Annotated in this window: 10 protein-coding genes; 6 read left to right on the forward strand and 4 right to left on the reverse strand. The window is 59.1% G+C overall.

Annotated features, from left to right (window positions below; all coding sequences use genetic code 11):
- Positions 1–19: 19 nt before the first annotated feature.
- Positions 20–403: an ester cyclase gene (locus tag A6U86_RS22705; protein WP_068395472.1), complete on the reverse strand. Its 384-nt coding sequence runs from the start codon at positions 401–403 to the stop codon at positions 20–22.
- Positions 404–446: 43 nt separating this feature from the next.
- Complete coding sequence (locus A6U86_RS22710) at positions 447–2,447, reverse strand: bifunctional diguanylate cyclase/phosphodiesterase (protein ID WP_198929081.1); 2,001 nt, start codon at positions 2,445–2,447, stop codon at positions 447–449.
- Positions 2,448–2,643: 196 nt separating this feature from the next.
- Here A6U86_RS22710 and A6U86_RS22715 point away from each other — a divergent pair, with 196 nt between their 5' ends.
- Positions 2,644–3,675, forward strand: a complete 1,032-nt coding sequence (locus A6U86_RS22715; protein ID WP_068395475.1) for a class I SAM-dependent methyltransferase — start codon at positions 2,644–2,646, stop codon at positions 3,673–3,675.
- Positions 3,676–4,057: 382 nt separating this feature from the next.
- On the opposite strand, the gene A6U86_RS22720 is transcribed toward A6U86_RS22715, so the two are convergent.
- Both A6U86_RS22720 and A6U86_RS22725 read right to left on the reverse strand, forming a co-directional pair.
- Positions 4,058–4,300 (reverse strand): DUF1127 domain-containing protein, encoded by a 243-nt coding sequence (locus A6U86_RS22720; protein ID WP_068396053.1) that lies wholly within the window; start codon positions 4,298–4,300, stop codon positions 4,058–4,060.
- Between the two features lie 467 nt (positions 4,301–4,767).
- A complete protein-coding gene (locus tag A6U86_RS22725; protein WP_068395477.1) occupies positions 4,768–6,327 on the reverse strand; it encodes a radical SAM protein in 1,560 nt (519 codons plus the stop codon).
- A 355-nt stretch (positions 6,328–6,682) separates the two neighbouring features.
- On the opposite strand from A6U86_RS22725, the gene A6U86_RS22730 reads away from it, so the two are divergent.
- From A6U86_RS22730 to A6U86_RS22750, 5 genes are all read left to right on the forward strand, one after another.
- A complete protein-coding gene (locus A6U86_RS22730; RefSeq protein WP_068395479.1) occupies positions 6,683–7,882 on the forward strand; it encodes an MFS transporter in 1,200 nt (399 codons plus the stop codon).
- A gap of 372 nt (positions 7,883–8,254) precedes the next feature.
- Positions 8,255–10,138 carry an MFS transporter gene (locus A6U86_RS22735; RefSeq protein ID WP_068395481.1) on the forward strand — a complete coding sequence of 628 codons (1,884 nt, stop codon included), beginning with the start codon at positions 8,255–8,257 and terminating at the stop codon, positions 10,136–10,138.
- Positions 10,139–10,325: 187 nt separating this feature from the next.
- Entirely contained in the window at positions 10,326–11,807 is a 1,482-nt protein-coding gene (locus tag A6U86_RS22740; protein ID WP_068395483.1) for a sugar ABC transporter ATP-binding protein, read from the forward strand.
- Positions 11,807–12,841: an ABC transporter permease gene (locus tag A6U86_RS22745; RefSeq protein WP_068395485.1), complete on the forward strand. Its 1,035-nt coding sequence runs from the start codon at positions 11,807–11,809 to the stop codon at positions 12,839–12,841. Before A6U86_RS22740 ends, A6U86_RS22745 begins: the two co-directional genes overlap by 1 nt.
- A gap of 49 nt (positions 12,842–12,890) precedes the next feature.
- Complete coding sequence (locus A6U86_RS22750; protein ID WP_068395487.1) at positions 12,891–13,931, forward strand: substrate-binding domain-containing protein; 1,041 nt, start codon at positions 12,891–12,893, stop codon at positions 13,929–13,931.
- The last annotated feature ends 24 nt before the right edge of the window (positions 13,932–13,955 follow it).

A 13,955-nucleotide genomic window follows, 5' to 3' on the forward strand; every position in this document is an offset into this window, starting at 1 on the left:
CTCGGAACCTGCCTTTGGCCTAAAGCTGGGCAGCGATAGCGGCCTTGTCGATGATCGACCAGACGTTCCGAATGCGCCCATCGAGAAACTCGTAGAAGACGTTTTCCGAAAACTGGACTCTCCGGCCCTTGACCGGCAAGCCGAACAGCAAGTCCTTCGGCGTGCAATCAAAATGCAGACGGCTTGCGACGCATGGCGGCTCGCAAACCAGCTGGAGGATCTCGAAGCGAAGATCGGGAATGGCGCTGAAATCGCCCACGAGCATTTCGCGATAGCCGGACAGCCCGATGCGCGTGCCGTTATAGTGCACCTCGTCATGGACGAAGCTCCCCAAGTTCGGCCAATCCTGCTGGTTCAGACAGGCGATATAGCCTCGATAGATCTCGGAGAGGTCGATGTTCATCGTGCGCGTTACCCTTTCGGTCGCCCCGGCACGAACCAGACGTTCAAGCCGATGCCTGCAAGCGCCGGCGCTCAGTCTGCCTTACGGCCATGGGATGCTTGAGCGGCGGCGCCGGCCGGCCGATATGGTAACCCTGAACCGCATCGATCCCAAAGGATTTGACGAGCTCTAGCTGTTCTTCGTTCTCGACGCCTTCGACGAGGATACGATGCCCGCGATTGCGCACGAGGCCGATAATGTCTTCGAGAAGAATTTTGGCGCCCGGGCTGTTGGCAGCATCGTGCAGGAATGATTTGTCGATCTTGACCGTTTCGAATTCCATCAGGCGAAGCCAGGACAGGCCTGCAAAGCCTGTGCCGAAATCATCCAGCCAGAATTTGATGCCAAGCTTCTTGAGATCCTGAATGCTGTCGAGAACGTCGGAGCGTATTTCGAGGTCGACACCTTCAGTAATCTCGAATGCCACCCGATGCCCGGAAACACCGGTCTCCGCGAGAATGCCGGCCACTTGCGCGGCAAAGCCCGGAGCCCGCAGCTGGATCGGGGAAACATTGATGCTAACGGTATCGACGATATCACGGGTCAACAGCTCGCAGCACGCCCTTCTGATCGCCCAGTAGCCAAGGTCTATGATGGCGCCGGTACGCTCGGCTATCGGAATGAAGATCGCGGGAGACGAGCTCGACCCATCGAGCAATTGCAGACGCATCAATGATTCATAGGCGCCGATCTCTCCGGTCTCCAGAGAAAGGATCGGCTGGTAGACCAGCGAGACGAGGTTCTGCTGGATGGCGATCTTCAGTATCGCCGCAATATTTTCGCTCGCATCGCCGCCCGGCAACTCGTTCGGGTCGAAGACCCTCGCGCAGTTTCTGCCGCTCGCCTTTGCCGAATAAAGCGCCCGGTCGGCTTCGTTGATGACGTTCTCGAGCTTCGCGCCGGCCAGATCCCGCGTAACCGTCGCCCCAACGCTGACGGTCACATGCCTGAAGCCGTCGAGCCGCTGAGCATGGACTATGTCAAGCGCCTCGATCCCCCGGCATATCGCTTCCGCAAGGCCTAGCGCCTCTGCGCTGCGTTCCACATCGAGAATGACGATGAACTCCTCACCGCCATATCGCCCGACCGTTGCTCCCAGCGGCGCGACAATATCCGCCAGGGCATTGGCAACCGTGACAAGGCAATGGTCACCTTCCTGGTGACCGTAATAATCGTTGTATTTTTTGAAGAAATCGACGTCGACAAGCAGAACGGCGAAAGCGGCGCCATCCTGGCGCCAGCGCTCCCAGAACTGCTTCAGACGGATATCGGCAGCCCGGCGGTTTTCCATGCCCGTCAGCGAATCCGTGATCGACAGGCGCAAAAGAGCTTCGCCGCGCTCGCTTGCCTGGCGCTGCTGCAGCTCGGCCTCCCTGGCATTCAGGAAGACGTTGAAGCGCTCCTTGTTCAGCTTCCAGTTCACATAGGAGGTGAAGACAAAGCAGCAGAGATAGAAGGTCGTGAAGGCCAGGCTGTAGGCCGGACTATAATGAAACTCGATGAGCGACAGCAGGAAGGTGAGGAAGATCAGCCCCGATGACGCGATCGCCAGGCCGAATTCGAGACTGAAGAACAGATTGACGCCCATCATGAAGATGGCGCCGAAGGCGGCGTAATAGGAAAAGGCCTCGGCATTGGTGGTCTGCAATGTCGGCACGAGCCACACCACATATCCCAGCACCACGGCGGCCGCACAGGTGGCCTCAAGCTCCCCGGCCCGACGCTGGCGCGCGAACTGGATCTCCAGAATGAGAAGCGAAGCACCGCCTATGAAGAAGCGCGCCGGGATCGTCACACTCGACACGTCGGGGGTGAAGATCAGGTCGGTTATCAGGAAAAGAACGTAAACAGGTACGGCAAGCCACAGGCCGCTGCGAGCTAGGCTGCGGCGCGTCTCGTTGCTATAGTCTTTGTAAAGGGTGCGAAGTCCGGCCGGACCGCTCGTCGGGCGTGTCTTTCCCCGGCCAAGATCGCTTCCTCCCGACAATAGACGCATGTTCCCCATAATCCGAGTTAGCTGAGACTTCATGTCCACCGCGGCAAGCCCTGCGTCGTTCCACCGAACAAATCGCTCGCTTTACCGGGCAGCTAATTTGGTCCGTTTGATACCGACAGCGTTGCAGCAGTCCCATTAACAAAACCATAGCGCTCACATTTTATGTGCGATATGGTTTGCATATTATTCACGGGATTATTTAAAATTGACACAATTTCAAACAGCTCTCGATGGTTATAGCCTTGTGACGGCGCAATCGATCTCCGAACACACGAGGTCGAAGGTTAATAATTTTACAACCGAACAGATGAAGGAGGGCGAGGCCGAACTTGCCCTTATTCTTTCTTTGGCACAGCAGGCATTTGAGGCGAATGCGCCGGTTCAGGGAACCATGAAGGCCCTGGTCGAACGTCTGCAGACGTTGAAGACCAGATCGACGCCCCTGATCTGGGATCATCTTGCTTCCCTGGCGCAGGTGCATCCCGTCTCGTCGTTTCTGCTTCAGGATCCCTTAACCAGATGGTCCTTCGAGAAGCCGCGCGGTTATAGCGGTGACGCCCAGCTGCTGGACTTCATTTACGAGCATCCGGCCGTCGCCGCCCAGGTGACGGAGGCTTCGCCACTTGGTGCTGAAGTTTACAATTTCACCCGAATGGCGCCGTCCGCGGTCGCCGTGCGCGAAAGGCGTGAGCTTCTTGCCGCGCATGTCGATGCCGTGGCCAGCGAAAAGGAGAATGCGGAAATCCTGGCGATCGCCGCCGGGCATCTTCGCGAGGCGGAACTCTCCAATGCCTTGAAGGCTGACAAGCTCAAGCGCTGGGTTGCGCTCGACCAGGATCCCATCAGCGTCGGAACCGTGACCTCGACCTACCATGGAAGCTGCATCGAAGCGGTCAACGGATCTGTTCGTACCATTCTCGGACGCGCGCAGAAGCTCGGAACATTCGATTTCATCTATGCAGCCGGCCTCTATGATTATCTCGCCGAAAACGTCGCCGTGAAGCTGACGGAACGTTGCCTGCAGATGCTGAAGCCCGGCGGCAAGTTCCTTCTGGCGAACTTCGCGCAGGATATCGGTGTCGAAGGCTATATGGAAACCTTCATGAACTGGCCGCTGATCTGGCGGACGGACAGGGAAGTCCAATCGATCATCGACAAGGTCCGGCACCCGATTGCCGACAGTGTCATCATGCGCGGCGAAAACAGAGGCGTTATTTACGCGATCCTGACCGTATAGAGATTGGATCTTCGCTATGGGCTGAGCCGCTTGGCGGCTTGGCCAGCAACAAAGCCATAATCAGCAAAGACCGTATATGCTGTGTCGCCTCGAAAGCGGGCTGATCAGCGACGCGCAGAAACCGATATCTGCTCGGGTCACATTATAACCGCCGACGCCGGTAAAACTCATTGCCGCAAAACGGCAGGGCAGAGCATCGATTGCCCTACCCTGCCCTTTGCGACAGCAATGGTTCATTGGTAACCTACGGCGCACGGGATCGATCGATCCGGCGACGTAAATCATGAAATTCCACGCCTTCGAACCTTCGAGCCCGAGACCGTTTCCAGGTCTCCGGTCAGAGGTTGAATGCAGGGAAACAAGCCGCGCCATCCACTCGAACTCAAGCAAAATGGCGCAGATGCAGCGGCAGGAACTTGGGCTGGCCCAGAGTATCCTCCCGCTCGGGAAGACCGATGTCGCGAAGCTGGTAGTTGGACAGTTCGGATACGCATTTGCGCGTCTGGTGCTGCCTCCAGATGACGAGCAGCAGGGCACGCGCGGTCTTCCACGCACCGAATTCCTGGCACAGTTCATCGATCGTTGCCGTTAAGTTGTCAGCAACTAAAAATTGTGAATGAGTCATCGTCTTTTCCTGGCGCAATCACGCAGCCAGGTCCTCTTGAAGCGCGACCGGCTTCAGGAGCTGATACGTCGAGGACGCACCAAATCATTCCCTGAGCAAGTCATATAGGTTTAACGGGAAAACGCCTAAGCGGCGGCAGATAAAGCCTTTTAAGCTTTAGATGAAAGCTCGTCGTGCAGTTGGCATGACACATGCCAAACCAGTCGAGATCATTCCGCCGGAGACGTATGTAAACATTTGGGTATAATGCATGTCACGCCTCCTTGTTTGATTTGCGGATGAGCGTATCATACGCGAGATCTTGAAATCGGCAACCCCCACAATTTCGAATTGCAGATGTCTCGGCCAATGTGTTGCGCAGACGCAACAATACATGCCCCGATCGACATCAGGCAAATAGCGACCCACGTCACCGCCTGAAGACCGTCCGCCTCTACCAGCATGACCCGCTCGGTAGCAAAGCGCGGCTAGAACGAATTGACGATACCACCGCCCGAGCGCATCTGCTGGACCATGATATGAGCGTGATAATGCATGGCGCATTTGATCGCGTAGATCTGCATGACCACGGGTGAGCGGCGGTGAAGCACCAGCTTGAGAAAGCGCCGGCGGTAGACGGCTCGCAGTTCGGCCTCCTTCACCCGGCGCATCAATCGGACAAAGATGCCGAGCGCTTCCAGCGCCCATGTTGCGTTAAGAGCGATCAGCCGCAACGGGTGGCGACGCAGGTATCGTAAGCGCGTACTTTCCGGTTCAATGCGGGCGTCGATATAAAGCGCGTCCAGACGGTCGAAATAGGCCGAGGGCTGATGCAGGTCGCTGAGGACGGAGAGATAGCCATCCCGCAGCGTTTCGCGGGAAAGATTGAGGGGAATGACGTTTGTGCCGAAGGCTGGCGGATCGTCGTGATCGAGCCGCCCTTCCTTGGCAAGGCGGGTATAGAGCGGCGTCTTCGGAATGGCGGCGAGCATGCCGATCATGGCGTTAACGATGCGTGCATCCTTGATGAAGACGCGCTGCGCATCGAAAATCGTCGCATCGTCACTGTCGAAGCCCAGGATCATGCCGCACCAGACCTCCATGCCGGTCTGCTGGATCGTGTGGATCTTCTCCAACATCGTTCCGCCCTTGCGCAGGTTCTGGAGCTTCTTGGTTTCGCGCAGCGCCTCCTCGTTCGGGGTCTCGATGCCGATGAAGACGACACGGATATTGGCGTCGACCATCAGCTGCATCAGCTCGGCGTCGTCGGCCAGGTCGATCGACGCTTCCGTCAGAAACGTCATCGGATAATGATGGCGCTCCTGCCAGGTGACGACATCACGCAACACCTCCTTGATCGCCTTCTTGTTGCCGATCAGATTGTCGTCGACGATAAAGGCTGTATCCATGCCGGAGGCCAGCAAGGCCTCCATCTCGGCGATGACTTGTACGCTCTCCTTGATGCGGGGCTTGCGCCCGAAGACGACGATGATATCGCAAAAATCGCAGGTGAACGGACAGCCCCGCGAGAACTGGACGCTGCCAACCGCATACTCATCCATCTTCAGCAGGTCGAAGCGCGGCACGGGCACCTTGCTCATATCCGTCCTGTCCGATTGCTCGTAGCGCCGTGCGTGCTGACCTTGCTCCCATTCACCCAGGAATTTCGGCCAGGTCTCCTCCGCCTCACCGATGAAGCAGACATCGACGAGGTTGCCGAAATAGTCTTCCTTGACGGTCACCCAAGGTCCGCCGACGACTGTGAAGCAATTGCGTCGTTTGAGTTCGGTCAGGATTTCGGTCATCCGGAAGCGCTGGACGATCATCCCCGTCAGTGCGACGATGTCGGCCTTCTCGCACAGGCCGAAATCTATTGCTTCGACATTCTCATCCAGCAAGGTGACACTATGGTCCGCGGGCGTCAGAGCCGCCAATAGCGGCAGGCAAGCCACCGGAAGGTTTGCCTTCGCATCGAAGAGGGGCAGAGCGTGTTCCATGCCCCAATAGGAGGTTTCGAAACGCGGATTGATGATGACGATATGAGCCATTGAATATTCCGCTCCACGACTTTGAAGATCTGGTTCGGTATTGCGTGAGGGCTGTATGTCATTCGCAGTTGCCGCCGGCCGCTTTGGCGCGGGGCAGTTTCATTCGGCATTGCTGCGGCACTCTTAGCAGCCCTATATGAGCTCAGGATTAAATTCTCCGCTAGGCACATCGTTTGCCCGGCTCAGAGAGCTCGTCGCGACCGCGCAAATCTCGCGCAGCAGCCAATTGAAAATTTCCAAAGCGGCAATGTCGAAATCGATCGATCTCAATCGTCTTTATTCCAGAGATGAGGCGAGGCATGATCGTGAGAACCTTCGGGTCGCGGGTCGAGCCGGTTGAAAGGGAGTGCGGGAGATGAATTCCTCTTATCGATGGGTGATTGTCGGCGCCGGAGCATTGATGACCTGCGTAGCGCTCGGCGCGATGTTTTCCCTGGCAATCTTCCAGGTGCCCATCGCCGCCGATACCGGCTGGTCGCGTGCCGGCATTGCCGCGGCAATGACGTTGAACTTTCTCGTCATGGGCTTGGGCGCCTTCGCCTGGGGTGCAGCAAGCGATCGTTTTGGCGTTCGCGTCGTCGTCATCGCCGGTGCGCTGCTGCTTGGGCTTGCGCTGGTATTGGCAAGCAGGGCCGGCTCCCTTCTTCAATTCCAAGTGACCTACGGCATTCTCGTCGGTCTTGCCGCCAGCGCCTTTTTCGCGCCGATGATCGCGGCGACGACGGCGTGGTTCGACAAGGGCAGAAGCCTTGCCGTATCGCTGGTGTCGGCCGGCATGGGGGTCGCCCCCATGACGATATCGCCCTTCGCCCGCTACCTTATTTCCGCCTATGACTGGCGTTTCGCCATGCTGGTGATCGGCATCATGGCCTGGGTTCTGCTCATACCGGCGGCACTGCTGGTGCGGCGGGCACCGGTTGTCGACGAAGCCTCGACAGTCGACGGGCAGATGGAAGAAAAGAACCTGCCGCTTGGCCGGATCTTCCGCTCGCCGCAATTCCTCGTCCTTGGCGCCACCTTCTTCGCCTGCTGCGCGGCCCATTCCGGTCCGATCTTTCACATGGTGAGCTATGCCACGATCTGCGGCGTAGGCCCGATGGCCGCCGTCAGCATCTATAGTGTCGAAGGCCTGGCGGGTCTCGGCGGCCGCCTTCTTTACGGCACGCTTGCCGATCGGCTCGGCGTCAAACCAGTGCTGATAGCCGGTCTCCTGGTGCAGGCGGCGGCACTCGCCACCTATCTTCTGGTGAGCGAACTTGACCAGTTCTATGCATTGGCCGTGGTCTTCGGAAGCGCCTATGGCGGCGTCATGCCGCTTTATGCGGTGCTGGCGCGGGAATATTTCGGGCCGCGTGTCATCGGCACGGTCTTCGGGGCCGTCTCGATGCTGTCGAGCATCGGCATGGCAGCCGGCCCTCTCATCGGCGGCTGGATATTCGATACCTTTGCCAACTATTCCTGGCTCTTCATCGGATCGTCGATGGTGGGTCTGGGTGCCGCGGCGATCGCCCTGGCCTTTCCGCCCATGCGCCGCCTGCAGTTGCAGACTGCCTGAGACGGCCCAAGGGAATCAAGGGATCAGCCCGTCGGATCTTCCAGGCCGCGACATCCGCAAACATGCCCGGACCACGGTTTTCGGGCCACGATCCGCCGTGGCGATAAGGACGCGGAACATATTCGTATTTCTTGATAGTTTACGCACAGTTTTCCATAAGCGACGGAAGTTGCAGGCATTGCAATTTTCAATTTTTAGCCAACACTCACAAACGCATCAGGTGCGTGATCTCCTGGGGGAGGAAATCCGGAGAGCACCCACTGGCGCGACCTTCCGCGGCAAGCCCGCGGACAGGTCCTGCGTAATGTCATCATGGGGGACATGAGACAGGTCTTTTGACGATGTCCCTGGTGCAATTGGGAGGATCTAGTAATGGCAACCACGTCCGTGGCCGAGACGACGAGTCGAGGCATGACCAGGGAAGAGAAGAAGGTCATCTTCGCCTCTTCGCTCGGTACAGTGTTCGAATGGTACGACTTCTATCTCTACGGGTCCCTGGCCGCATTCATCGGCGCAGCCTTCTTCAGTGACTACCCGGAGGCAACCCGCAACATCTTTGCCTTGCTTGCGTTTGCCGCAGGCTTCCTCGTCCGGCCCTTCGGCGCGCTGGTCTTCGGACGGATCGGCGATCTCGTCGGCCGCAAATACACCTTCCTGGTCACGATCCTGATCATGGGTCTGTCGACCTTTCTCGTGGGTATCTTGCCCGGCTCGGCCAGCTGGGGTTTCGCGGCACCGGTCATCCTGATCGTGCTGCGCATGTTGCAGGGCCTGGCGCTCGGCGGTGAATACGGCGGCGCGGCCACCTATGTCGCCGAACATGCGCCGAATGACCGGCGCGGTTTCTACACCTCGTGGATCCAGACCACGGCAACGCTCGGTCTGTTCCTGTCGCTTATCGTGATCCTGGTGGTGCAGAATTGGCTTGGCAAGGATGCTTTTGCCGCCTGGGGATGGCGTATTCCCTTCATTCTCTCCTTCGTTCTTCTCGGCATTTCCGTCTGGATCCGGCTATCTCTGAGTGAATCGCCGGCTTTCAAGAAGATGAAGGAAGAGGGCAAGGGCTCGAAGGCGCCGCTGTCTGAAGCCTTCGGACAATGGAAGAACGCCCGGATCGCACTGCTCGCCCTTCTCGGCCTCACCGCCGGCCAGGCCGTCGTCTGGTATGCGGGCCAGTTCTATTCGCTGTTCTTTCTGCAGAACGTGCTGAAGGTCGATGGCCAGTCGGTCAACATCATGATCGCGATCGCACTTCTGATCGGCAGCGGCTTCTTCGTGTTCTTCGGCTGGCTCTCCGACAAGATCGGCCGCAAGCCGATCATCATGGCAGGCCTTGCCCTGGCGATCCTTACCTATTTCCCGCTGTTCAAGGCATTGACCGGCGCGGCAAATCCAGCCCTTGCCCAGGCAGAACAAACCGTCCGCGCCACCGTAACGGCGGCACCGGGCGATTGCACCTTCCAGTTCAATCCCGTGGGAACGGCGAAATTCAACAATTCCTGCGATATTGCGACATCATTCCTCTCCAAGAGTTCGGTTCCATACACGGTGGTTGACGGCCCGGCTGGGCAGCCAGCAACCGTCAAGGTGGGCGACGCAACCATAGCTTCCTACGACGCCGTCGCCGCAGGAGCCGCCGCTGCGGCCAAGAGCGTAGCCTTCACGCATGACATGAACCTCGCCCTGCAGAAGGCCGGCTTCCCGCTGGCGCGCGATCCCGCCAAGGTGCCGGATGCCAAGCTTGATGGCTTCATTGCCGCAAATCCGGAACTCGGGCTCAATGCGGCAACGGTGCGGGCCGGCGACAAGACCGTCACGCCCGTCGCCGATCTGATCAAGGCGAAGCTCTTGACGGCGGACCAGGCCGGCGGCGCAACCGACATGCCGGTCTATACGATCCCCAATGGCGGCGCCTTCAAGATGGTCGCCGATCCCTCGGCGATCAATTGGCCGCTGACGATCGCCATCCTGACCATTCTCGTCATCTACGTGACCATGGTCTATGGCCCGATTGCGGCAATCCTGGTGGAGATGTTCCCGACCCGCATCCGCTATACCGGCATGTCCTTGCCCTATCATATCGGCAACGGCTGGTTCGGCGGCCTGCTTCCGGCAACGGTCTTTGCGATGAGCGCCGCCAAGGGCGATATCTACTATGGGCTATGGTATCCGATTGCGGTCGCCGCAATGACGCTGGTCATCGGCCTCATCTTCATTCGCGAGACCAAGGGCATCGATCTCAACACCATCAAGTAACGCAACGAGGATGCCCGGCGCGCATGCCGCGCCGGGCATCCCTTCATGCCTCTCTCTATGCGCCAACGGCTTACATCTGCGCAAAAAGAAATTTTTTCTATAGAATGAGTGATGAAAGCAAGGCCGCTTCTTGTGATCGAGGAGCAGAAGCCTACTGCTGTCGCGGATCATCAACGACACTGCCTTCATGACTTTGCTGACTATCCAAAACCTGTCTCTTGCCTTCGGCTCAACCCAAGCCTTGGCCGACGCATCCTTGACCCTCGACCGTGGCGAGATCGTTGCCCTGATGGGAGCCAACGGCGCCGGCAAGTCGACGCTGGTGAAGATCCTCTCCGGCCTTCATCAGGCGGATTCGGGTACCATTCTATGGAACAGCGAACCCTATCGCGCCCATAGTCCGGCCGAGGCGGCGGCTCAAGGCATCGTCACCGTGCATCAATCGACCGATGTTGTCGGTGTCGCAGGCCTATCGGTTGCCGATGCCCTTCTGCTCAACCAGTTCGTTGACGGACGCCAAGCATTCTTCCTGTCGAAACGCTCCGTCCGGAGGAAGGCGGCAGCCATTCTCCAAGAAGCCGGTTTCGACCTGCCGCTTGACCGGGATTTCGGCGATCTTGGCACCGCCGACCGGCAGATGGTCGCGATTGCCCGCGCCCTATCAAACAAGGCGCAACTACTGATCCTGGACGAGCCGACAGCCAGCCTTTCCGCGCGAGAAACGGCGCGGCTTTATGACATCGTCCGCCAATTGAAAGCCCGCGGATTGGGCATTCTCTATATTTCCCATCGCACCGCCGACCTCGATGCGCTTGCCGATCGGGTCGTGGTGCTGCGCGGCGGCCGCAATGTCGGCGCCTTCGCAAGGCCGATCGATTTCGACATCGCCATCGAGACCATGATCGGCCGATCCATGAAAGCGGCGCGCCCCCATCGCCGCGAGCAGTTCGACCGCGTAGCGCTGGAACTTCGGGGTGTACGGCTTCTCGCCGACAGCGCCCCCTTCGATCTCAAGCTGCACGCAGGCGAAGTCGTCGCCATCACCGGCGTTCTGGGTGCGGGCAAGAGCCGGCTTCTCTCTACGCTTTTCGGCATAGAGCGCTTCGCAACGGGCGCAGCACTCCTCGACGGCGCGCCGTATAGGCCGACATCGCCCACCGAGGCGATTGCGCGCGGCGTCGTCATGGCGGCGGAAGATCGACATCGCTCCTCGCTGATGCCCGCCGACTGGCCGGGAGAAAGCATCGCCGCCACGATCAGCCTGCCGCATCTGAGCCAATGGTACCGATCCGGCTTCCTCTTTTCCGGACGAGAGACCCGCGAAGCGGAAACGGCAATCAGGCGACTTGGCATAAAGGCGGCAGGCCCGGACGCATCGGTCTGGTCGCTTTCGGGCGGCAACCAGCAGAAGGTCGTACTGGCTCGCTGGGAGGCAGAGCCGAGCCGGCTGCTGCTCCTCGACGAGCCCTTCCAGGGCGTCGATGTCGGCGCGCGTCAGGACATTATCGCGGCCATACGCGCCCATAGCGACCGCGCCACATTGATCGCTACTTCCGATCCGGAGGAAGCACTTGAGGTCGCCGACCGCGTGCTGGTGATGGAACATCATAGCCTGAAGGACGTCGCTTCCGCGACCGCCGGCGGCCGGCAGAATGAGGAATACGTCTGATGAGTGAAGGTACCGCCCAGATCGAGGAAAAGAGCAAATCGGCGAGCGTCCCGATCTCGCCGCGAGAACTCGTGCGCAAAGGCGCGGTGTTTTTCCTGCTCTTTGCCCTTTTCCTCATCTTCAGCTTTGCCCAACCGGCCTTCATCAACATCAACAATCTGATGAGCGTCCTACAGGCGGTTTCCGTCGTCGCCATTATCGGCGCGGGCGTTACCGTGACACTCGCTATCGGCGGTTTCGATCTATCCGTCGGAGCGGTAGCCGCCTCAAGCGTCATGGCCGCCAGCTATGCGATGATCGTGCTTGATCTCAACGCCTATCAGACCGTGCCGCTGGTGCTTGCCTTCGGCGCATTGGTCGGGCTTACGAACGCCCTGCTGATCGTCAAGCTGAAAGTGCCGGATCTGCTTGCCACACTTGCCACCATGTTCCTCTTAACCGGCCTCCAGCTCATCCCGACGGCCGGACGCTCGATTTCAGTGGGGCTGATCCTGCCCGATGGCACGGTGGCGACCGGCAAGGTCGACCCGGCCTTCCTGACTATCGGCCGCTCCAGCCTGTTCGGCACGATTCCGCTGCCCGTGATCCTCATGCTCGTCGTCGCGCTCGTGCTTCATGTTCTGACCGAGCGCACACGGCTTGGGCGTCTGCTCTACGCAACCGGCGGCAATGAAGCCGCGACGCGGCTGGCGGGGGCGAATATCGCTCGCTTGAAGACCTTCGCCTATGTGCTGTCAGGCGTCCTTGCCTCGCTCGGCGGCATTGTCGTTGCCGCCCGCGTCGGCCGTGGCGATGTCTCGTCCGGTGGCTCGCTGCTGATGGATTCCGTGGCCGCCTCCCTCATCGGTTTTGCCGTCCTCGGCCTGCGCCGGCCAAATGTTCTCGGCACGACAATTGGCGCGGTCTTCGTCGGCGTGCTCCTCAACGGGCTGACGATGCTGAACGCACCCTATTACACGCAGGACTTCATAAAGGGCGCTGTTCTCGTCGGTGCGCTTGCACTTACCTATGGGATCAGCCGCGCCAAGGCCTGATAGCCGCTAAATTTCTACTCCAACTCTAAAACCTAATGGATTTTCAACGATGAAATTATTCAGCACCATCGCGGCCACCCTGATTGCAGGCTCGCTCTTTACGATGACGGCATCGGCAACAGGGCTTGTCGGAGCGCCCGCTCCTTTCGACAAAAAGACCGTCAATATCGCTGTCGTGAGTTTCCTCGGCAGTGGCGACTGGCTGCAGTCGTTCGAGGCTGGCGTGAAGCGGCAAGCCGATGCGCTCGGCGTGAACCTCACCGTTTCGCAGGCCCGCAACGACAATGATACGCAACGCAGCCTCATCGAACAGGCGATCAATCTCGGTGTCGACGGCATCATCATCAATAACGGACGGCCAGAAACCTTGAAGGATGTCGCACAAGAGGCGCTAGACAAGGGCATCAAGGTCGTCGCCTATGATGTGAACCTCGACAATCCGCAGATCCCGCAAATCGAGCAGAGCGACAAGGACATGGCAAAGCTCGTGCTCGATCAGGCCGTCAAGGATAAGGGCGACGGCTTTACCGGCGGCGCCGTCTATGTCGCCGGCTTTGCACCGCTCGACCGCCGCTACGGCGTCTGGAAGGATTTCATCGCTCAGCACAATCTGAAGGAAAAGGCCGTATGGGGCGTGGTCAATGACACGGTTCCAGCCTCGGTCGCCGATCAGACGAAGGCAGTCCTGCGGGCAAATCCGGAGATTTCGGTGATCTTCACGCCATGGGACGAATTCGCAAAGGGCGCAAAGCTCGCCATCGACGAGCTTGGTGTCTCCAGCAAGGTCAAGATCTACGGCGTCGACATCTCCACGGCCGACATTCAATTGATCACCGAGCCGGATAGCGCTTGGGTTGCCACGGCTGCCACGAACGCCGCCGTTGTCGGCGAAGTCTCCGTTCGCGCGGTTTCTCTTGCCATTGCCGGCCAGTCCCCGGGCCGCTCCGTTCTTCTCCAGCCGACGCTCATTACCCGGGACGATCTGATCAACAACAAGATCGGCACGATCGAAGAGCTGCAGCAGAAATTTCCGGCCTTCCTGAAGAGCGATGCGGCAACTGCGCCCTGGATTCCGGCGGTCAAGAATTAATCTGAGCCTGCCTTCATGCAAATG

It is taken from the genome of Rhizobium sp. AC27/96, assembly GCF_001692325.1.
In the GTDB taxonomy this organism is placed as follows: Bacteria; Pseudomonadota; Alphaproteobacteria; order Rhizobiales; family Rhizobiaceae; genus Rhizobium.

Excerpts from the sequence above, each read along its gene's own strand:
- A6U86_RS22705 (WP_068395472.1), bottom strand. The coding sequence starts at position 403 with ATGAACATCGACCTCTCCGAGATCTATCGAGGCTATATCGCCTGTCTG.
- A6U86_RS22710 (WP_198929081.1), bottom strand. The coding sequence starts at position 2,447 with ATGGGGAACATGCGTCTATTGTCGGGAGGAAGCGATCTTGGCCGGGGA.
- A6U86_RS22720 (WP_068396053.1), bottom strand. The coding sequence starts at position 4,300 with ATGACTCATTCACAATTTTTAGTTGCTGACAACTTAACGGCAACGATC.
- A6U86_RS22725 (WP_068395477.1), bottom strand. The coding sequence starts at position 6,327 with ATGGCTCATATCGTCATCATCAATCCGCGTTTCGAAACCTCCTATTGG.
- A6U86_RS22730 (WP_068395479.1), top strand. The coding sequence starts at position 6,683 with ATGAATTCCTCTTATCGATGGGTGATTGTCGGCGCCGGAGCATTGATG.
- A6U86_RS22735 (WP_068395481.1), top strand. The coding sequence starts at position 8,255 with ATGGCAACCACGTCCGTGGCCGAGACGACGAGTCGAGGCATGACCAGG.
- A6U86_RS22740 (WP_068395483.1), top strand. The coding sequence starts at position 10,326 with ATGACTTTGCTGACTATCCAAAACCTGTCTCTTGCCTTCGGCTCAACC.
- A6U86_RS22745 (WP_068395485.1), top strand. The coding sequence starts at position 11,807 with ATGAGTGAAGGTACCGCCCAGATCGAGGAAAAGAGCAAATCGGCGAGC.
- A6U86_RS22750 (WP_068395487.1), top strand. The coding sequence starts at position 12,891 with ATGAAATTATTCAGCACCATCGCGGCCACCCTGATTGCAGGCTCGCTC.